Source organism: Nocardia kruczakiae NBRC 101016, assembly GCF_001612965.1.
Taxonomy (GTDB): Bacteria; Actinomycetota; Actinomycetes; order Mycobacteriales; family Mycobacteriaceae; genus Nocardia; species Nocardia kruczakiae.
In genome coordinates, this window is the sequence record NZ_BDBL01000002.1 from 166,563 (window position 1) to 186,273 (window position 19,711).

16 protein-coding genes and 1 tRNA gene are annotated in these 19,711 nt (G+C 67.0%); 11 read left to right on the forward strand and 6 right to left on the reverse strand.

The window, feature by feature from the left end; translation table 11 throughout:
* The first annotated feature begins 113 nt into the window (after positions 1-113).
* Together bagA and bagB are read left to right on the forward strand one after the other, a co-directional pair.
* Positions 114-1,151 (forward strand): ATPase BagA, encoded by a 1,038-nt coding sequence (bagA, locus tag NK1_RS02175; protein WP_063006901.1) that lies wholly within the window; start codon positions 114-116, stop codon positions 1,149-1,151.
* A complete protein-coding gene (bagB, locus tag NK1_RS02180) occupies positions 1,151-2,359 on the forward strand; it encodes an ATPase BagB (RefSeq protein WP_063006902.1) in 1,209 nt (402 codons plus the stop codon). Before bagA ends, bagB begins: the two co-directional genes overlap by 1 nt.
* A 100-nt stretch (positions 2,360-2,459) precedes the next feature.
* Here the strand turns inward: bagB and NK1_RS02185 are convergent, their stop codons facing one another.
* Positions 2,460-2,783 (reverse strand): WhiB family transcriptional regulator, encoded by a 324-nt coding sequence (locus tag NK1_RS02185; protein WP_030516437.1) that lies wholly within the window; start codon positions 2,781-2,783, stop codon positions 2,460-2,462.
* 281 nt (positions 2,784-3,064) lie between these two features.
* Here NK1_RS02185 and NK1_RS02190 point away from each other — a divergent pair, with 281 nt between their 5' ends.
* Entirely contained in the window at positions 3,065-5,428 is a 2,364-nt protein-coding gene (locus NK1_RS02190) for a penicillin-binding protein (RefSeq protein ID WP_063006903.1), read from the forward strand.
* Positions 5,429-5,491: 63 nt separating this feature from the next.
* Here NK1_RS02190 and NK1_RS02195 read toward each other — a convergent pair whose 3' ends face one another.
* Positions 5,492-5,956: a GatB/YqeY domain-containing protein gene (locus tag NK1_RS02195; RefSeq protein WP_062994581.1), complete on the reverse strand. Its 465-nt coding sequence runs from the start codon at positions 5,954-5,956 to the stop codon at positions 5,492-5,494.
* A gap of 148 nt (positions 5,957-6,104) precedes the next feature.
* Between NK1_RS02195 and NK1_RS02200 the strand changes: the two genes are divergently transcribed.
* The 4 genes from NK1_RS02200 to NK1_RS02215 all read left to right on the forward strand — a co-directional run bounded on the left by NK1_RS02200 (position 6,105) and on the right by NK1_RS02215 (position 9,465).
* Positions 6,105-7,091 (forward strand): metallophosphoesterase, encoded by a 987-nt coding sequence (locus tag NK1_RS02200; protein WP_062994582.1) that lies wholly within the window; start codon positions 6,105-6,107, stop codon positions 7,089-7,091.
* A gap of 687 nt (positions 7,092-7,778) precedes the next feature.
* Positions 7,779-8,759 carry a DUF8017 domain-containing protein gene (locus tag NK1_RS02205; protein ID WP_157104036.1) on the forward strand — a complete coding sequence of 327 codons (981 nt, stop codon included), beginning with the start codon at positions 7,779-7,781 and terminating at the stop codon, positions 8,757-8,759.
* Positions 8,760-8,815: 56 nt separating this feature from the next.
* Positions 8,816-8,889: transfer RNA gene (locus tag NK1_RS02210), tRNA-Pro, on the forward strand.
* A 177-nt stretch (positions 8,890-9,066) separates the two neighbouring features.
* Entirely contained in the window at positions 9,067-9,465 is a 399-nt protein-coding gene (locus NK1_RS02215) for a hypothetical protein (RefSeq protein WP_157104037.1), read from the forward strand.
* A 42-nt stretch (positions 9,466-9,507) separates the two neighbouring features.
* Here NK1_RS02215 and NK1_RS02220 read toward each other — a convergent pair whose 3' ends face one another.
* Entirely contained in the window at positions 9,508-10,776 is a 1,269-nt protein-coding gene (locus NK1_RS02220) for a low temperature requirement protein A (RefSeq protein WP_063006906.1), read from the reverse strand.
* 73 nt (positions 10,777-10,849) lie between these two features.
* A complete protein-coding gene (locus tag NK1_RS02225) occupies positions 10,850-11,893 on the reverse strand; it encodes an ABC transporter substrate-binding protein (protein WP_062994586.1) in 1,044 nt (347 codons plus the stop codon).
* 212 nt (positions 11,894-12,105) lie between these two features.
* Between NK1_RS02225 and NK1_RS02230 the strand changes: the two genes are divergently transcribed.
* The gene (locus NK1_RS02230; RefSeq protein WP_063006907.1) at positions 12,106-13,110 is read left to right on the forward strand and encodes an isopenicillin N synthase family dioxygenase; all 1,005 of its coding nucleotides are present in this window, start codon (positions 12,106-12,108) and stop codon (positions 13,108-13,110) included.
* 1 nt (position 13,111) lies between these two features.
* On the opposite strand, the gene NK1_RS02235 is transcribed toward NK1_RS02230, so the two are convergent.
* Entirely contained in the window at positions 13,112-13,945 is an 834-nt protein-coding gene (locus tag NK1_RS02235) for an SAM-dependent methyltransferase (RefSeq protein WP_062994588.1), read from the reverse strand.
* A gap of 367 nt (positions 13,946-14,312) precedes the next feature.
* Here NK1_RS02235 and nicT point away from each other — a divergent pair, with 367 nt between their 5' ends.
* Together nicT and NK1_RS02245 are read left to right on the forward strand one after the other, a co-directional pair.
* Positions 14,313-15,419 carry a Nickel transporter NicT gene (nicT, locus tag NK1_RS02240; RefSeq protein ID WP_062994589.1) on the forward strand — a complete coding sequence of 369 codons (1,107 nt, stop codon included), beginning with the start codon at positions 14,313-14,315 and terminating at the stop codon, positions 15,417-15,419.
* 131 nt (positions 15,420-15,550) lie between these two features.
* A complete protein-coding gene (locus NK1_RS02245) occupies positions 15,551-16,951 on the forward strand; it encodes a lipase family protein (RefSeq protein WP_245660307.1) in 1,401 nt (466 codons plus the stop codon).
* Between the two features lie 108 nt (positions 16,952-17,059).
* Here NK1_RS02245 and NK1_RS02250 read toward each other — a convergent pair whose 3' ends face one another.
* A complete protein-coding gene (locus NK1_RS02250) occupies positions 17,060-18,661 on the reverse strand; it encodes a succinic semialdehyde dehydrogenase (protein ID WP_062994798.1) in 1,602 nt (533 codons plus the stop codon).
* A gap of 136 nt (positions 18,662-18,797) precedes the next feature.
* On the opposite strand from NK1_RS02250, the gene NK1_RS02255 reads away from it, so the two are divergent.
* Complete coding sequence (locus NK1_RS02255; RefSeq protein WP_063006908.1) at positions 18,798-19,619, forward strand: crotonase/enoyl-CoA hydratase family protein; 822 nt, start codon at positions 18,798-18,800, stop codon at positions 19,617-19,619.
* The last annotated feature ends 92 nt before the right edge of the window (positions 19,620-19,711 follow it).

Below are 19,711 nucleotides of genomic sequence, written 5' to 3' on the forward strand. Positions count from 1 at the left end.
TCGTCGCGAACCGATCAGCACATTTCCGGCTCGCACGGAAGTGCGCTGTGGCCTACGAGACAGTAGGGCGATCCTCTGGTCGCTGTTTCGTAACGGGTTATAGGCTCGCGAGCGTGGGAGTACCGACAGCAGTACCCGTTTCGCAAGAGCCGGGACTGAAATTAGGGTGGCCGGACCGAGCCGACAAAGCGCGGCTGCATTACGTGTCCGGCAAGGGCGGGACCGGAAAATCTACGGTCGCAGGCGCTTTGGCGCTCGCATTGGCCGCCGGCGGGCGCCGGGTGCTGCTGGTCGAGGTGGAGGGCCGCCAGTCGATTGCCCAATTGTTCGACCTGCCGCCGCTGCCGCCGACCGAAACCAAGATCGCCACCGCCGACGGTGGTGGCGAGGTGATGGCGCTGGCCCTCGATATCGAACACGCCTTCCTCGAATATCTCGACATGTTCTACAACCTCGGCTTCGCGGGCCGGGCGATGCGCCGGATGGGTGCCATCGAATTCGTCACGACCATCGCTCCGGGTCTGCGCGACGTGATACTGACCGGCAAGATCAAGGAATGCGCGGTCCGCACCGACAAATCCGGTGAGCGCGTCTACGACGAGATCGTGGTCGACGCCCCGCCGACCGGTCGCATCGCCGGATTCCTCGACGTCACCAAGGCCATGGCCGAGGTCGCCAAGGGCGGGCCGATCGCCGGGCAGGCCGAGGGCGTGGCGGCGCTGCTGCATTCCGAGCAGACCGTCGTCCACCTGGTGACCCTGCTCGAGGCGCTGCCGGTACAGGAGACCGCGGATGCGATCGCCGAGTTGACCGAATCGGATTTCCGGATCGGTACGGTCATCGTCAATCGCGCCACCGAGGGCTTTCTCCCCGCCCCGGTGCGCGCCCGCGTCGCCACCGGCGACCTCGATCTGGACGCCGTCCGCGCGGGGCTGGCCGAGGCCGGAATCACGGTGGACGACAACGACTTCCAGGGCCTGATCCAGGAGGCCGTGGAACATTCGGCCACCCTGCAGGCCCAGGACGACAGCTCCGCCGAACTGGCGAAGGTGGATATCAGCCGCTTGTATCTGCCGGCGCTGCCCGACGGTATGGACCTGGGCGGACTGTACGAACTGGCCGAACATCTGAGCGCGCAGGGAGTCCGCTGATGAGCCATCCGAGCCCGCTGATCCCGCCGGCGACTCCGCTGCTGGATGTCGAGGCCGTCATCGCCGACCCGACCGCCCGGGTGGTGGTGTGCTGCGGCTCCGGCGGGGTCGGCAAGACCACCACCGCCGCGGCGATCGCCCTGCGCGCGGCCGAACAGGGCCGCAAGGTCGTGGTGCTGACCATCGACCCGGCGCGGCGGCTGGCCCAGTCCCTGGGCGTCAGCGACCTCGGCAACGCTCCTCAGCGCGTCCAACTGCCCGAGACGGCCAAGGGTGAGCTGTACGCGATGATGCTCAACATGCGCCGCACCTTCGACGACATGGTGCTCGAGCACACCAGCCCGGACAAGGCCGAGCAGATCTTCGCCAACCCCTTCTATCAGACCGTCGCCTCCTCCTTCGGCGGAACGCAGGAGTACATGGCGATGGAGAAGCTGGGCCAGCTGGTCGCCAAGCGCGAGTGGGATCTGGTCGTCGTGGACACCCCGCCCTCGCGCAACGCCCTGGACTTCCTCGACGCGCCCAAGCGGCTCGGCAATTTCCTCAACGGCCGGATGATCCGCGTCATCATGGCGCCCGGCCGCGGCGTGGGCCGCTTCGTCACCGGCGCGATGAGCCTCGCCGTGCGCGGGGTGTCCACGGTCGTGGGCGGGCAGATGCTCAAGGACGCGTCGCTGTTCCTGCAGTCCCTGGAGTCGATGTTCGGCGGCTTCCAGGACCGCGCCGAACGCACCTACGCCATGCTCTCGCGGCCCGGAACCCATTTCGTGGTGGTCGCCGCGGCCGAGCCGGACGCGCTGCGCGAGGCGTCGTTCTTCGTGGATCGGCTCTCCACCGACGGAATGCCGCTGGCCGGGCTGGTTCTCAATCGCACCCATCCGGTGCTGTGCACCCTCTCCTCGGCTCAGGCGACCGCCGCCGCGGACCGGCTGAGCACCGGCCCGGGCAGCGCCTCCGACGGCACCTCGAAGGAGGCCGTGGCCGCCGCGGACGCCGCCACCGATCCCGCGACGCTGACCGCCGACATCCTGCGCATCCACGCCCATCGCGCGGTCACGGCCAAACGCGAACAACATCTGCTGCACCGCTTCACCGGCGCCCATCCGCGGGTGCCGATCGTGACGGTGACCGCGCTGCCGTTCGAGGTGTCCGATCTGGACGCGTTGCGTGCAGTCGGCGAACAGCTCGCCGGATCCGGCGCGGCCTGAATTCTCCAATGGTGATGACGTGCGGCCCCGATTCCGCACGTCATCGGGCGAAAAACGGTCCGAGCCCGCACCCGCGGACTCGGACCGTACGACTACTCGACTACATCGCGACCTTCTGCTGACGCTGGGCGCGGAAGAAGTCCGCCCAGGAGGTCACCTCGGGATGCTGCTTGAGCAGCGCACGCCGCTGCCGCTCCGTCATCCCACCCCACACACCGAATTCGACTCGATTGTCGAGGGCGTCGGCACCGCACTCCATGAGCACCGGGCAGTGCCGACAGATGGTGGCCGCCTTGCGCTGGGCGGCACCACGCACGAACAACTGGTCGGGATCCACTTCCTTGCATCGGGCCTGGGACACCCAGGCGATTCTCGCTTCGGCCTGCTCCACGTCCAATCGAGCGATGGGGGTAGTCATGTGCATTTGGTGTGCCCCTTTGCAGTCCGAACACCGGGTCAACGGCGCTCCGGAATCGCGTGCAGCCCACAGCAACCCAACCCCGCTGCGCTCCGCACCACATTCCACTTTGAGTGTTAGCTCTATCACACTGGGTTCTCAATCTAGGTAAAGGTATGGGCCCAGCGCAAGACCGTGCCCGTAATTTCTGGTACGCCCGTCCCTGCGGAGGCCGCGCGACCAGGCGTCATGGCGCGCCGCCGACCGCGCACCGCGCGTGTGACGGCGGGCCAATTAGGCTGGGGCGCGTGCCGATCTCACAATCGCTCGCGAGGCTCGCCGGCGCCTGCGTCCTAGCGGCCGTACTCGTCGCCGGATTGCTGTTCCCGCTCGCCGGCGGCTTCGGGTACCTGTCGAACCGCGCAGCCGATGCCGTGGACAACGTTTCCGCGGAATTGGTGGAGGGCACCGCACCGGCGGTGTCGACGATGGTCGATGCGACCGGAGCCCCCATCGCGTGGCTGTACGAGCAGAGACGTTTCGAGGTCCCCAGCGACAAGATCTCCAACGATATGAAGTTGGCGATCGTCTCCATCGAGGACAAACGCTTCGCCGAACACGGCGGCGTCGACTGGCAGGGCACGCTGCGCGCATTCCTGACCAACACCTCGAGCGGTGAAGTCCAGCAGGGCGCCTCGACCATCGACCAGCAGTACGTGAAGAACTTCCAGCTGCTGGTGGTCGCGAAAACCGACGCCGAACGCCGTGCCGCCATCGAAACCACGCCGGCCCGTAAACTGCGCGAAATCCGGATGGCGCTGACCTTGGAGAAAGAACTCACCAAGGACGAGATCCTCACCCGCTATCTGAATCTGGTGCCGTTCGGCAACGGGTCCTACGGCATTCAGGACGCCGCGCAGACCTATTTCGGCGTCGACGCCAAGGATTTGAAGGTCGCGCAGGCCGCCATGCTCGCCGGCATGGTCCAGTCCAGCTCCAAACTCAACCCGTACACCAACCCCAAGGGCGTGTTGGAGCGGCGTAATACCGTGCTGGACACCCTGATCCAGAACATTCCGAGCAGGGCCGACGAATTCCGGGCCGCGAAGGAACAGCCGCTGGGTGTGCTGCCGGAGCCCAAGGGCCTGCCGCGCGGATGCATCGCCGCAGGTGACCGGGGATATTTCTGTGATTACGCGCTGCAGTACCTGGCCAATTCCGGCATCAGCAAGGATCAGATGGACAAGGGCGGATATCTGATCCGCACCACCTTGGATCCGGCGGTGCAGAATTCGGTCAAGGCCGCCGTCACGGCGAACACCGATCCGAATCTGGAGAATATCGCCGAGGTCATGAGCATCATCGCTCCCGGCCAGGACTCCCATCACATCCTGGCGATGACCTCGAGCCGCACCTACGGTCTGGATCAGGGCGCACATCAAACCGTCCAACCGCAGCCGTATTCGATGGTCGGTGACGGCGCCGGATCGATTTTCAAGATCTTCACCACGGCCGCCGCGATGGAGAAGGGCCTCGGCACCAGCGCGCAGCTGGATGTGCCCTCGTTCTTCGCCGCGAAGGGTATGGGTAACGGTGGCGCCCCGGGCTGTCCGCCCGCCACCTATTGCGTGAAGAACGTCGGCAATTACAGATCTCCGGAGTCGGTGACCGAGGCGTTGGCGCAGTCACCGAATACCGCGTTCGTCAAGCTCATTCAGGACGTCGGCGTGACACCGACGGTCGATATGGCGGTACGGCTCGGGATGCGTTCCTACACCGAAGCGGGCACTTCCGGCCACGGCAATCAGAGCCTGGCGGACATGATCAAACAGCAGAATCTGGGCTCGTTCACCCTGGGCCCGGTCGCGATCAATCCGCTGGAATTGTCCAATGTCGCCGCGACGCTGGCCTCCGGCGGAAAGTGGTGCCCGCCCTCGCCGATCGCCGAGGTGATCGACCGCGACGGTAAGCAGGTGCCACTCACCCAGCAGGCCTGTGAACAGGTCGTCGAGCCCGGGCTGGCGAATACGCTGGCCAATGCGCTGAGCCAGGACGCCGTGGGCGGTACCGCGGCCGGTTCCGCACATGCGGTGGGCTGGAACGCCCCGGTCTCGGCCAAGACGGGAACCACCGAAACCCACCGGTCCTCGGCATTCCTCGGCTTCACCAATTCGATGGCCGGCGCCGCCTACATCTACGGCGACTCCCCGACGCCCGGCGAGATCTGCTCGTTCCCGCTGCGTACCTGCGGTGACGGCAACCTCTACGGTGGTAACGAACCGGCTCGCAGCTGGTTCGGCGGTATCAAGCCGGTACTCGACAAATTCCCGCCGCCCGCATTGCCGCCGCTGGACGACAAATACGTGCGCGGCTCGAACAACGCGCAGATTCCGGATGTGAACGGTATGTCGGAGTCCGAGGCCCGCTCGGTGCTCATCGGCGCCGGCTTCCAGGTGTCGACGGTCACCACGCCCGGGTCGGCGGCGAAGGGGACGGTCACCGCTACGACGCCGAACGGCTCGGCCATTCCCGGATCGGTGATCACAGTGCTCGTCAGCGACGGCACCCAGCGGGAGATTCCGCGCCCCGGACCGCCGCCCGCGCCGCCGATGCTCCCGGGTCTGCCGCAGATACCGAGGCTGCCACCGATTCCGATTCCGATCCCCCGGTAGCGATACGCGAGAGGCCGGCGAATGTGCGACACATTCGCCGGCCTCCTGCTTTGTCCGGTGAAGCTACAACCGGGCTTTGACCGCGGCCGAGATCCGCGAGCCGTCCGCCCGCCCCGCGGCCAGCGCCGTCGCGACCTTCATGACCTGGCCCATCTGCTTCATGCCCGGACGCTCGCCGAGCTGCTCGGCCACATCGGCGATGGCGGTGTCGGCGATGTCGGCGACCTCGGCTTCGGTGAGCGGTGTCGGCAGATATTCGTCGATGATCTCCTGCTCGGCGCGCTCGTTGGCGGCCAGCTCGCCGCGACCGTTCTGTTCGTAGACGACGGCCGCCTCATTGCGCTTCTTCGCCTCCTTGCCGAGGACCGCGATCACCTCGGCATCGGAGAGCTCCTTCGCCTCGGTACCGGCGACCTCGGCGTTCTGCACGGCCGCCAGCAGCATGCGCAGCGTGCTGAGGCGCAACGTGTCCTTGGCCTTCATCGCCGCGGTCAGATCGGCGCGCAACTTCGATTTGAGTTCCGACATGCGCCACACGCTAGCCGGTGCGCGCGGACCCTCCCACCGCATTTCCGCGTGTCGAGCCGGGTGGACGGGCACAGCTACGCCCCACAAACCGGATGCCTGTGCGGAATCACACTCGGTATTCGTCACAGTGGTCGCCTATTCTGGGCTGATGCCCGTATTCTCGTCCCCCGCACTTCGACGAGCAGCGCTGGGCTCCGGAGCTAAGGTCGCCGCCGCGGCCGCCGGTACCGCAGTGGCCGGAATCGGCTATGCCTCGCTGATCGAACGCAATGCCTTCGTCCTGCGCGAGGCCACGATGCCGGTGCTGCAGCCGGGCTCGTCGAGCCTGCGTGTGCTGCACATCAGCGACCTGCACATGACGCCCGGCCAGAAACTCAAACAAGCCTGGGTTCGCGAACTCGCCGCCCTGGAACCGGACCTGATCGTCAACACCGGCGACAATCTCGCGCATCCGAAGGCGGTGCCCGCGGTGGTGCAGTCGCTGACGGCGTTGCTCTCCCGTCCGGGCATCTTCGTGTTCGGCAGTAACGACTACTTCGCGCCCGTCCCGAAGAATCCGCTCAAGTACTTCGACAAGAACCACAAGCGCGTGCACGGCGATCCGCTGCCCTGGCAGGATCTGCGCGCGGCGTTCACCGAACGCGGCTGGCTGGATCTGACGCATGTGCGGCGCGACCTCGAGGTCGCCGGAATCAAGATCTCCACGGCCGGCGTCGACGACCCGCACCTGGCTCGCGATCGCTACGACACGGTCGCCGGCTCGCCGAATCCCCTGGCCGATCTGAGCATCGGACTCACCCATTCGCCCGAACCGCGGGTGCTCGATCGGTTCGCCGGTGACGGGTACGACCTCGTGCTGGCCGGCCACACCCACGGCGGGCAGCTGTGCCTGCCGGGATTCGGCGCGCTGGTCACCAACTGCGGTATCGATCGGTCCCGGGTGAAGGGGCCGTCGCGCTGGGGTGCGCACACGCGGCTGCACGTGTCCGCCGGTCTGGGCACCTCGCCGTGGGCGCCGTACCGCTTCTGCTGCCGCCCCGAGGCGACCTTGCTGACGCTGGTCGCCGCCCCGCCGAAAGGCCCCGTCGCCGACAGTGGCCATGGCGTCTCGGAATCGGAGGCCGTGGCGCGCTAGGGTGGCGTGCCGAGGCACGACATCAGGCAGGGGTACACGGTGAACAGTGGGTTCGAGCGGAACGACGACCCGACCGCGCGACGAGAACCCACTCCGGACTCGAACGAGACCCCGCCGACACTGGCGATCCGGCGGGTGCCGGGCGCGAATTTCCCTGTGTCACAAGGGTCTCCGTGGGCCCGGCCCGGGTCGGCGCCTACGGCTCCCGGCGGCCCGGCCGAACCCGGGCGATCCGGCTCTCCGGCCGAACCTATGAAGCCCGCGTCGCCGGACGCGGGCCGGTCGTCCGGGTCGCTGTTCGACGGGAACAACGCTGCCGGAGGGCAATCCGCGCCGCTCCATCCGTGGTCGCCGCAGGGCGGCGCGAGCGGAGACGCCTCTCGCGGCCCGAATGCCGACCCGGGTTCCGGCAACGGTCAGCCGAATTCCGGTGCCCCTACCGCTTTCCAGGCGCCTCGTATCGGGCCTGAGGGGTCGGCGCCCCACCATCCCGACGTTCCTCCGACCTCGCCGGGCACGCCGCCGGGCTTCGCTCCGTCGCCGCACGGTTTCGGCACCCCGGGTGGGCCCGGCGGGTCGCACAACCCGAATCCCTTCGGCGGGCAGTGGAATTCCGGTGCGCCGGGCGCACCCTCGGGGCCGGGCGGATCCGATGCGCCCACCACCGCCTTCGGAGCCCAAACCGGGATGCCGCCGTGGCCGGGCAGCGCGATGCCGGGCGCGAATACTCCCTCCCAGCAACAGTTCTCGGCGCCGCCGGGTAGCGGTCGCCCCGAGCCGGATTGGCAATTGGGGGTCGGATCACACCCCGCACCGCAGCAGGCGTCCTGGGGGCCACCGACAGCCCAGCATCCGCACACCGCACTGCTGCAGGTACCGGCCGAGCAGCCGCCCCGGCGGCGAAAGGCTCTGCTGCTCAGCGTAATAGGAGTGCTTGTCGTCGTGGCGATCGGCGCGACCGTGGCGGTGGTCGCGAGCCGGCATTCCGACTCGCCGGCCGCCGCGGGGTCCGGCAAGCCGTCCATGGTCAGCGCGCTCAGTAGCGAAAACCAGCCTCCCCCACCGCCGTCGCGGCCGCAACAGACCGCGCCGCAGCAGTCTGCGCCGAAGCCGCAGCCCGGCGCCGCGCCTCCGCCGATGGTTCCGGGCTACCAGGTCGTTCAGATCCTCGATCGCGGTGCGGCCTACGACGCCCCCGCGGAGTGGAAGGTCGATCCGGTCGGTACCGCCGCCTGGGGTTCGGGATCGAATCCGCTGGAAATCGCCGGCTTGGCACAGGACGGCAAGAACTACTGCCCGAACTACACCCGGACCAACGCCTTCCTCACCATGTCTCCTCAGGCGGACCCGGCCGCGGCCGCCGCCGATATCGGGGCCCGGATGGCCAAGTTCGGCTGGTCGAACGCCACCGTCGCCGCCCCGGCCCCAGCCCAGCCGATGGTTTCGCTGGACGGACAGCTGCACGGCGCCTTCGTCGAGACCACCGGCAGCGCGCCGCCACCGGCCCCCGGCTGCGCCACGACCTTCGCGGTCTACACCTTCGCCTTCCCCAGCGAGAACGGGAACTTCGTCATGACCGTCGCCGCCGACACCGGCGTCGACAAGTCCGTGGACAAGGAAACCGCCAAGCGCATCCTCTCCACCATCCGCCCCCTGCCTGCCCGCTGACCAGCGGATTTAATGATCCGCTCCCCCCTGCTGTAAGCTACGACAGGCTCAACTCACGGGGTGTGGCGCAGCTTGGTAGCGCGCTTCGTTCGGGACGAAGAGGTCGCAGGTTCAAATCCTGTCACCCCGACTCGTGTGTGGAGACACGGCAGAGGCCCTGACCAATCCACTGGTCAGGGCCTCTTGCTTTGCCGGATGCGCATCGGGGTCGGTTTCGGGAGACTTCACCATCCACGGCCCGATCCTCTGGGCGCGCTCGCTTCCCATTTCCGGGACCACCGGAACTCCTTGTGCTACAACTTTGTTCGTGGTGGCACTCATCGGCTTGATGGCGATCTTGGGGATCATCATCCTCATCGCGGGAGCGGTTCTGTTGGTCGTCAGTCTGGTCAAGGCGTCCGGGCGGAGGCAGGGTGGTGCTGTGCCGGTGGCACCGCAGAACCAGGATCTGCCGATGTGGACGCCGCCGCAGAACCAGAATGTGCCGCTGTGGACCCCGCCGCAGAACCAGGATGTGCCGCTGTGGTCGCCTCCGCAGAACCAGAATGTGCCGCTGTGGACCCCGCCGCAGAACCAGGATGTGCCGCTGTGGTCGCCTCCGCAGAAGCAGGACGTCCCGCTGTGGAGCCCGCCGCAGCAGAATTCGGCCCAGCAGAATTCGGCCCAGCAGCCGCAGACGCCGTATTGGTCGTCCGGACCGCGGTAGACCGGCGACGGGCCCGAGGCAGCAGCGCGGGGCGTACCGTCCTCACTCCAGATTCGCCAGCATCTCGCGCTGGTGCCGGTAGCCGATGGTTTCGTAGCCGACCACGGTGATGAACGGGGAGATCATCACGACCAGCAGGCAGACGGAGATCGATACGCCGAGCGCGGCCAGGACGACCGCGACGGCCAGAACCACGGCCGTGAGGGTCAGCAGCAGGATGTGGAACGGGTCGGGCGCCGACAGCAGCAGCGTGTGCAGCAGGTAGACCATCAGCAGGTAGACGCCGACCGGCAGCGCCAGGGCCAGGACCACCGCGACCGGGCCGATACGGGAGTGGTGCTCGAGTGACAGGCCCGCGACGTGCAGGCCCGCGCCGGCGCCGGCGATACCCATGTAGAGCGGGATGTGGCCGTATCCGAACAGGTAGCCGCGGTTGCGGCGGTGCACGAGGATCTCGCCGAACGGAGTGGTGAAGTACACCCACCACATGCCGAAGGTCAGGCCCACACCGGCGACCACGATCGCGATCGCGTCGGCGCTCCAGTTCGCACCGTCGCTGCCGCCGAGCAGCCCACCCGAGGAGGCCACCGTGCCGACCACGCCCTCACCGAGCGCGATGATGGCGAACAGGCTGTAGCGTTCGGCGACGTGGTGCGGATGCCACGGGGTGCCGCTCGCGCGGCCCTGGGTCAGCACCGGTACGAGCAGTTCCAGCACGCCGAGCAGCACGCATCCCACACCGGCCACGAGCAGCGGCATGTGGACGAATCCGATAATCACCCAACCGATTTGGGCGATGATCGTCCAGCGGATACTCCCGTAGCCGACGTGCCGGAAGGGGGGCGACTCCCGTCCGGCGCGCCACCACTGCAGCACCATCGCGATCCGCATCACGATGTAGCCGACGACCATCACCCGCACGTCGAGGTGATCGCCCACGTCGACCGAATGGAACATCGCGGGCAGGCCGAGGGCGAAGACCACGACGCCGATCATCACCACCATGGTGAGCACGCGGTACAGCCAGTCGTCGGTGTCGAACGCGGAGGCGAACCAGCTGAAATTGATCCAGGCGTTGACGATGGCGAACATCGCCAGCACGAAGGCGACCACCGCCTTGCCCGCATGCCCGTCGGCCACCATCTCGGCGAAATACGACGCCGAGGTGCCGACCGCGACCACGAAGGTCAGATCGAACAGCAGCTCCAGCGGTGAGGACACCCGTCCGGGTTCGTCGGGATCGCGGCCGGTCATCGGGATGCGGCGGTGCGCCGGCCCGCGGGCGCCGCCGGTGGTCACGGAGTCGCTCATGGGCACCGATGATGCCGTACCGGCGGGTCGGCTCGCCTCTTACCGACCCGCCGGGGCACGACGTGCGTGCGCGCTACTTTCCGGACGCGTCCGAGGACTGCAGCAGCGAGTTGAACTTGTTCGTGTAGAACTTGCTCGGATCCAGCTTGTGATCGATGGCCCCGGTGTCCTCGAGCCAGCTCTGCCAACGGGTGAAGTCCTCGTCCGACACCTTGCCGTAGCGGGCCGGAACGCCCACGGACAGCCAGTATTTCAGCGTCGAAGTGTCCTCACCGGCGCGGTGGCGGGCGTTGATGATCTCGGTGAATTTCGCGATCACCTGCTCGCGCGGCGTGCTGCGCTCCCACTCGATCGCCTTCGCGACGCCGGTGGTGAAGGCGCGGACCACGTCGGGGTTCTTCGCGATGAAGTCGTTGCGGAAGACGTAGGGTCCGCCGTTGATCGGACCGCCATATTCGTCGAGTTCGGTGAAGATCGGACGCACCCCGCCGTTGGCCACCGCACGCTGCTGGAACTGGCCGTTCAATGCCGCGGCGTCGATCTGTCCTTGCCGCAGCGCCTGTTCGATATTCGGCGGCGGCAGCGCCACCAATTGCACCGATTTGATCTGCTCGACGCTCAGTCCGGCCTTCTTCAACGCATCGTGGATATCGGCCTCGTTCTGGCCACCGAGCGTATTCACGCCGACCTTCTTGCCGACCAGATCGGCGGCCGAACGAATCGGGCTGTTGTCGAGCGTGTAATAGCCCTGGAAGGACTTTTCGTCCGACCCGTAGTAGTTGACCACCGCGGTGATGGGCGCCCCGGCGCCGGCCAGTTTGGCGACCGCACCGGCGAAGGCCCCGCCGAAGTCGACCTGCCCGGTCGCGGCGGTCTGGATTTCCTGCGGTCCGCTGATGGTGTTGCCGACGTAGTCGAGTTTGATCTTGCCGTCGAAGAATCCGAGGTTCTCCGCGAGCTCCGGAAGCGTGACCTGATCGGTCCAGCCCAGATACCGCAGCGAGGTCACCCCGTTCTCGGTGTGGGCGGATCCTCCGCTGCCGCAGGCGGTGAGCAGCACAGCGGCAGCCGTACCGGCTGCGAATACGGATAATGCGGTGCGGATACGTCCGGACATCAGGTAATTCCTCTCGACACTGCGCACGACGGCACGGTGGTGCGCGTCGGCCCGGCCGAGCCTAGGTGGTGTGAATTGCGAAGCCGCCCCTTTGAATCACGACGATTCGGTTTGGAGCGATTTGCATTCCGGCCGAGTCGAACCCTTTCGACACCTGCGCGAATGCGGTAGATCTGGGGATTATCGACCGCGAACGAGGATAAGGATGTGCGATGACCGACCGCGTACTCCCGGTACTCGATCTGACGACCGCGGATGCCGATCCACAGCGGTTCCGCAGCGAATTACGCGCGACCACACACGAATTCGGATTCTTCTATCTGGTCGGTCACGGCGTCGCACCCGAGCGCGGTGCAGAACTGCTCGCCTTGGCCCGGCGGTTCTTCGCGCTGCCGGAGCCGGCCAAGCAGGAGATCAGTCAGTTGCGCAGCCCGCAGTTCCGCGGCTATTCGCGACTCGGCGGCGAACTGACCAACGGCCGGGTCGACTGGCGCGAGCAGATCGATATCGGGCCGGAGGCCGAGGCGATCGCCGGGGCGGAGGGGTACTGGCGACTGCAGGGCCCCAACCTCTGGCCGACCGCGCTCCCGGAACTCCGTCCCGCACTGCGTGTTTGGGACGCATCTCTCGCCCGGGTCGGGCGTGCCCTGCTGCGGCACTGGGCCGCGGCCCTGGGTGCGCCGGAGAACTTCTTCGATCCCGCCTTCGCCGACCGCCCGGCCACCCTGATCAAGGTGGTTCGCTATCCCGGTAACCCGGACAATCCCCAGGGCGTCGGCGCGCACAAGGATTCCGGTGTGCTCACGCTGCTTCTGGTGGAACCGGATTCGCACGGTCTGCAGGTGGAACTGTCGTCCGGGGAGTGGGTGGACGCGCCGCCGCTACCGGGTGCCTTCATCGTGAATATCGGCGAATTGCTCGAGGTGGCCAGCGGCGGCTATCTACGTGCCACCCGTCACCGCGTACTCGCCCCGGAACCGGGCACCGACCGTATCTCCGTCCCGTATTTCCTGAATCCGGCGCTGGACGCCCGCATACCGCTGCTGCCGCTGCCACCCGAATTGGCCGCGGCCGCACACGGAGTCACGGCCGACCCGGACAACCCGATTTTCGACACCTACGGCCGCAACGCCTGGAAATCACGCATCCGGGCCCATCCGGACGTCGCCGAACTGCATCACGGCATCGCCCCGGGCGCACCCGCGGGAGCGTATTGACTCAGGGCTTGCGACCGACTCCACCCAGGATGCACCGGCGCACGTCCGACAACGGTGTGAGTCGCGGGCCGTCCGGCCACCAGTCGTCGCACAGCACGAGCCCCGGTTCGATCATCTTCAGTCCGCCGAACAGGGCCTGAATCTGGTCGCGGGTGCGGAATCGCCCGCTGCCCATCGGGCTGTGGACGAACCTGTCCTCCATCTTGCGGGCCAGTTCGCTCGGACCGGAGTCCTCCGGATCGTAGAAATGCGCGATCGCCACGTACGAACCGGAGGGCAGCGCGTCGATATAGGTCTGCATCAGGGCCGGGGCGTCGTCATCGAGATAGTGCTGCAGGGTCCCGATCTGGAAGAGCGCCATCGGCCGGGAGAAGTCGAGGTCGTCGCGCACGGTCGGATCGGTGAGCACTTCGTGCGGGCGGAAGATGTCGCAGGCGACGATGCTGGTCTGCGAATTCGCCTCGAGCAGCGCCCGTGCGTACGCCAGCACCATCGGATCGTTGTCGACGTAGACCACCCGGGCCTCGGGCCGGATCCGCTGCACCACCTGATGGGTGTTCTCCGCCGTCGGCAGCCCCGAACCCAGGTCGAGATACTGGTCGATCCCGGCCTGCGCGGCCAGGAAGCGGCACGCTCTGATCAGGAAGTCCCGGTTCGCCCAGGCCAGATCGTTCACCTGCGGGGCCACGGCACGCACCTGCGCGAGCACTTCACGATCGACTTCGAAGTTGTCCTTGCCGTGCAGGGCGGCATCGTAGACGCGCGCGATACTGGCACGAGCGGTATCCACCCCGACCGGCACCACACTCGGGTACGCGGCAGAAGACTGCGACATGAAGGCTCCCCTGGCATTGCTGAAACGGCATTGCTGAAACGCTGACCCTGTGGAACTGGTACCCGGCACACAGCCGTCGCACTACAGACTCTGTTACGCCGAGTCTCCCCTATTTCCTGGGCTTACGGGCGCATACCCGACATTTCATCGCTCGGAAATCCTCTCGCCCCGTCGTCGCGACCTGCGATGACCGTGGCCGGCCGGACGCCGTTCGTTGGTATAGTCCGCAGAGTTCTCGCGATGGGAACGGGAAACCGGTGCCAATCCGGTGCGGTCGCGCCACTGTGTTCAGCCGATGCTGTCAGCCAGACCCCTTTCGTCGCTGCGCACGGACGGGGACGCGGGTTCCCCAGAAGGGTTGGGGCCCATGTCCTCTCGTCGCCGTCTACTTCGCGATGTCCTGCGGGACTGGTCCCGGCGCGACTGGCTGGAGGCCGGGGTGCTGCTCGGCGTGGTCGCGCTGATGCATCTGATCGGATTCGGCCTGTTGTTCGGCGCGATCGCTCCGCACGGTTATCGCATCGGCACCGAGGTCTTCGGTATCGGGCTGGGCATCACCGCCTACACCTTCGGGCTGCGTCACGCCTTCGACGCCGACCACATCGCCGCCATCGACAACACCACGCGCAAACTGATGAGCGACGGCAAACGCCCCAAGTCGGTCGGATTCTGGTTCGCGATGGGGCATTCCACGATCGTGTTCGTCCTCGCCGCGCTGGTGGTGGCCGGTGCGCACGTGGTGGGCACACTGGTCGACGAGGACTCCTCGACCCGCAAGACCCTCGGCACCATCTCCACCGTCGCCTCCGGCTCGTTCCTGTATCTGATCGGTTTGCTCAATGTGGTTGCGCTGATAGGTATCTGGCGGGTGTTCCGCCGGCTGCGCGACAGCGGGCAATATGATCGCGCGGAGCTGGAGGCGGCGCTCGATTCGCGCGGATTCCTGGCACGCCTGTTGGCGCCGGTGATGCGGATGGTGGGGCGGCCGGTGCACGTCTATCCGGTCGGTGTGCTGTTCGGCCTGGGTTTCGACACCGCGACCGAGGTGGCGCTGCTCGCACTGGCCGGATCCGGCGCGGCGGCGGGACTGCCCTGGTACGCGATCGTGGTGCTGCCGCTGCTGTTCGCGGCCGGGATGAGCGTGATGGACACGGTCGACGGTCTGTTCATGAACGTCGCCTACGACTGGGCGTTCTCCGATCCGGTGCGCAAGATCTTCTACAACCTGGCCATCACCGGCCTGTCGATCGCGGTGGCCCTGTTCATCGGCTCGATCGAGCTGATCAAGGTACTGCACGACGACACCGGATTCGGCGGTCCGGTGGCGGAGTGGATCGCCGGTATCGACCTCAACAACGCGGGATTCGCGATCGTCGGATTGTTCGTCCTCGCCTGGGTTGTCGCGGTCGCCTACTGGCGGCTGGCGAAGGTGGACGAGCGCTGGGCGCCCACGCCGACCGAAGAATCGGCCTGACGGCGAACCGCAGCTCGTCGAGCCACACCAACCGGCGGCCGACCGAAATTCTTGCGACGGCGATCACACCTGTGCCATAGTTCGCTGCACATGTGAGACGGAGCAGTCTCGCATTAGCGAAGGAGCCGAGTGTGACCGAACCCTGGACGCGCCGCATCCGCCGGACGACCCGCGTACTCGCCGCGGCGGCGGCGCTGACCGTCTCGGCGGCGCTGGTGGCCCATCCGCCCAGCGCCACCGCCGAACCCGCGCCGGTCGCACCCGCGGCCCCGATACCTCTTCCGCCCGAGCTGGATCCGGGCTTCTACCACCCCGCAGCGGAGATCGTCGCGGCGAAACAGCCCGGCGAGATCATCACCGCGCGGCAGGTGCGGGTGGCCAATCTCGGGCTGATCCCGGTCAACGTCGACGCATGGCAGATCTCCTATCGATCGAACGACAGCCGCGACCAACCGATTCCGGCGGTGGCGACAGTTCTGAAACCACGTGGTTCGGCGCCGGACAAACTGGTCTCCATGCAGATCGCCGAGGACTCCCTGGCCGGCTATTGCGCACCGTCCTACGCGATCCAGCACTTCTCGGCCGGTCCGTTCCTGGGCCAGATCGTCGCCCCGGCCGAATTCGTCATCGCCCAAGGGGCGTTGCAGCAGGGCTGGGCGGTGGTGATCCCCGATCACGAGGGACCGAACAACGCCTACGCGGCGGGTCCGCTGGCCGGCCGGATCACCCTCGACGGTATTCGCGCGGCCCGCGACTTCGAGCCGATGCGGTTGAGCCCGCAGACCAGGATCGGCCTCTACGGCTACTCCGGCGGCGCGATCGCGACCGGCCACGCCGCCGAACTGAAAGGCAGCTACGCCCCGGATCTGAATATCGTCGGCGCGGCCGAGGGCGGTGTGCCCGCAGATCTCGGCACGACGCTGAACGTGGCCAACGGGCAGGCGACCTCAGGCCTGGTGCTGGCCGCGGTGATGGGCCTGACGCGCGAGTTTCCGGAGTTCGCCCGCTTCGTCGACGAGCATATGGACCCGCTGGGCAAGGGCCTGACCACGCTGCAGAGCGGATTGTGCGTGCAATATGTCAGCGCGTTGCTGCCGTTCCTGAATCTGAAAGGGATGCTGCGGGTTCCGGGCGATCCGATGCAGCAGCCCGCGGTGGCCGCCGTGCTCGACGAGACTCGGATGGGCAAATCGGTGCCGGATATGCCGATGTACATCTGGCAGGGCAATCCGGACGAGATCATCCCGGTCGGCCAGGTGAACACCCTCGTCGACACCTACTGCCGAAACCCTTCCGCCACAGTGCAATACACCCGGGAACACTTCGCCGAGCACGTGGCCACCGAGATTTCCGGCGGCGGTGCCGCGATGCTGTGGTTGCGCGACCGTCTCGACGGCGTGCCGGTCGCGCCGGGGTGCCACACCGCCGATGCCGGATGGTTGTTGCTGGACCCCAACGGTTTCCAGATGCTGGCCTCGACCTTCGGCGAGACCTTCGCGTCGTTGTTCGGCAAGCCGATCGGCGTGAAGTAGACCGGAGCGCCCGATCGGCGCGAGACGCCCGGCACAACGAGGTGCGGGGAGGAGAAGGGCCCGTTCGACGTGGGAGGCGAACGGGCCCTTCGAGTACCGGTGCGCCGGTCAGCGAATGCGCAGCCGCCGGCTCAGACGCAGTGTCAGCAGGGTGCTCTTGAGCTGCTTCTCGAACGGCATGCCCGCCCGCGCCGAGAGCACCTGCTTCTTCTGCACGCCGACATTGACCGTATCGGTGTACTTGAGCAGCCCCGCGTCGCCGTGCCGAGTGCCGACGCCGGACTGCTTCACGCCACCCGAGGGCGTCATCTTCGCCGAATAGGTCGCGACGAACCCGTCGTTGACATTGACATTGCCCGCCTCGAGCCGGTCGGCGAGCTTCTCGGCGCGAGCGAGATCCGTACTCCAGATGCTGGCGTTGAGGCCGTAGGTGGTGGCATTGGCCTGCCGGACGGCCTCGTTCTCGTCGGTGTAGCGGTAGACGGTGACGACCGGGCCGAAGGTTTCGACGGTCGCGTGCTCCATCTCGGGGGTCACACCGGTCAGCACGGTCGGCTCGTAGAACGCGGGGCCGATATCCGGGCGGGCCTTGCCGCCGGTCAGCACGGTCGCACCCTTGGCGACGGCGTCGTCGACGTGGGAGGCCACCCGCCGCATGTGATCGACCGAGACCAGCGAGCCGAATTCCGGATCGGCGGTGTACGACGCACCCGCCTTCGACCCCAATTCCTCTGCCGCCGCGACGAATCGGCGCACGAACTCGTCGTGGACGCGATCGTGCACGTAGATGCGCTCGATATGCATACACGCCTGGCCGGAGTTGCCGTACACCGCGAAGATCGCACCCGGGATGACCTCGTCGAGGTTGGCGTCCTCCAGCACGATCATCGGATTCTTGCCGCCGAGTTCGAGGCTGCAGCTGATCAGGTTGCGGCCCGCGCGCTCGCCGATGGTGCGGCCGGTGGCGGTGGAGCCGGTGAACATCACGAAATCGCTGTGGTCGATCAGGGTGGGGCCGACGTCGGGTCCGGTACCGCAGACGACCTGGATCAGATCGCGCGGCAGCCCCGCCTTGCGCAGAAGTTCGACGCCGTAGAGCGTGCACAGCGCGGTCTTGTTGTCCGGCTTGATCACCACGCCGTTGCCGGCGATGAGGGCCGGGATCGAATCGGAGATCGAGATCGCGAAGGGGAAGTTCCAGGGCGCGATCACCGCGACGACGCCCTTGGGCCGATGCTGTTCGGTGGAGGTGGAGATGATGGGCATCGCGCCGCCGCGCCGGATCGGCTTCAGGATCCGCTCGGCGTGTTTGAGGTAGTGGCTGATCACCATCACCGGATCGCACGATTCCTCGATGGCCATCCGGCGGGTCTTGCCGCAACCGATCTGAATCAGGTCCGCGATGGTGTCGAGTTCGGAGAGAATCAGCTCATGGGCCTTCTCGAAGACCTGCAACCGGCGCTTGACCGGCCAGTTCGCCCATTCCCGCTGCGCCGCGCGCGCCTTGTCGGCCGCCGCGGCGACGTCCTCGGGCGAGGACTGCGGCAGCTCACCGACGACCGCGCCGGTGTAGACCTCGATCATGTCGTAGGGTTCGCGCTTCTCCCCCGCGATGCCCGCGGTGATCAGCCCGGTGAGGCGGTCGATCAGCGTCTTCGTGATCCGCGGCGGCAGCGTGCTCGCGGCGCCGCTGTGCGTGGTTGTCTCCATCAGCGATCTCCATAACTTGCCGCCCGTAACGGCGGTCACCATGATCCAAACTAGAACACGTTATTGTTCTGTACAACGTTGCGGGGTAACTTCGTCCGCAAAACGCGAGTAATACCATGAGGAAAGTGGGTCGGCGATGACGACGGCAGCAACTGAAACAGGTAGCAACACAGAACCCCATGCGCTGCTGGAGCGACGCGGCGCCACCCTGATCGTCACCATGAACCGCCCGGCCGTCCGCAATGCGCTGTCGGCCGAGATGCTCGACCTGATGGTGCAGGCCTGGGACACCGTCGACAACGACCCGGAGATCCGCTCCTGCATCCTCACCGGCGCCGGTGGCGCGTTCTGCGCGGGCGCCGACCTCAAGGCGATGACCAAACAGGATCCGGCCAAGAACATGAGCGCGGACGGCGCGTTCGACCCGACCAACATCCCGGGTCTGCTCAAGGGCCGCCGCCTGACCAAGCCGCTGATCGCCGCCGTCGAGGGCGCCGCCATCGCCGGCGGAACCGAGATTCTGCAGGGCACCGATATCCGGGTCGCCGGCGAGAGCGCGAAATTCGGTGTGTCCGAGGCACGCTGGAGCCTGTTCCCCATGGGCGGCTCGGCGGTGCGACTGCCCCGGCAGATCCCCTACACCGTCGCCGCCGACATTCTGCTCACCGGCCGTCACATCACCGCCGCGGAGGCCAAGGAGTACGGCCTGATCGGACATGTGGTGCCGGACGGGACCGCGCTGGACAAGGCGCTCGAACTCGCCGAGAAGATCAACGCCAACGGCCCGCTGGCGGTGCAGGCGATTCTGAAGACCATGCGCGACACCGAGGGCATGCACGAGAACGAGGCCTTCAAGATCGACGCGCAGCTCGGCCTCACCGTCTTCCGCAGTGACGACGCCAAGGAAGGTCCGCGGGCCTTCGCCGAGCGCCGCAAGCCGGAGTTCAAGGGCCGCTGACACCGCATCCGGTTGTCCACCGGGCGGGAAGAGGCTGAACACATCGTGCGAACCTCGACAAGATTGCGAGAAAACTCGATTTCGCGCCGAGG

Bases quoted from the DNA above. Each gene is read 5' to 3' on its own strand.
- bagB (WP_063006902.1), top strand. From the start codon at position 1,151: ATGAGCCATCCGAGCCCGCTGATCCCGCCGGCGACTCCGCTGCTGGAT.
- NK1_RS02185 (WP_030516437.1), bottom strand. From the start codon at position 2,783: ATGCACATGACTACCCCCATCGCTCGATTGGACGTGGAGCAGGCCGAA.
- NK1_RS02195 (WP_062994581.1), bottom strand. From the start codon at position 5,956: ATGTCGGAACTCAAATCGAAGTTGCGCGCCGATCTGACCGCGGCGATG.
- NK1_RS02200 (WP_062994582.1), top strand. From the start codon at position 6,105: ATGCCCGTATTCTCGTCCCCCGCACTTCGACGAGCAGCGCTGGGCTCC.
- NK1_RS02205 (WP_157104036.1), top strand. From the start codon at position 7,779: ATGCCGCCGTGGCCGGGCAGCGCGATGCCGGGCGCGAATACTCCCTCC.
- NK1_RS02220 (WP_063006906.1), bottom strand. From the start codon at position 10,776: ATGAGCGACTCCGTGACCACCGGCGGCGCCCGCGGGCCGGCGCACCGC.
- NK1_RS02225 (WP_062994586.1), bottom strand. From the start codon at position 11,893: ATGTCCGGACGTATCCGCACCGCATTATCCGTATTCGCAGCCGGTACG.
- NK1_RS02230 (WP_063006907.1), top strand. From the start codon at position 12,106: ATGACCGACCGCGTACTCCCGGTACTCGATCTGACGACCGCGGATGCC.
- NK1_RS02235 (WP_062994588.1), bottom strand. From the start codon at position 13,945: ATGTCGCAGTCTTCTGCCGCGTACCCGAGTGTGGTGCCGGTCGGGGTG.
- nicT (WP_062994589.1), top strand. From the start codon at position 14,313: ATGTCCTCTCGTCGCCGTCTACTTCGCGATGTCCTGCGGGACTGGTCC.
- NK1_RS02250 (WP_062994798.1), bottom strand. From the start codon at position 18,661: ATGGAGACAACCACGCACAGCGGCGCCGCGAGCACGCTGCCGCCGCGG.
- NK1_RS02255 (WP_063006908.1), top strand. From the start codon at position 18,798: ATGACGACGGCAGCAACTGAAACAGGTAGCAACACAGAACCCCATGCG.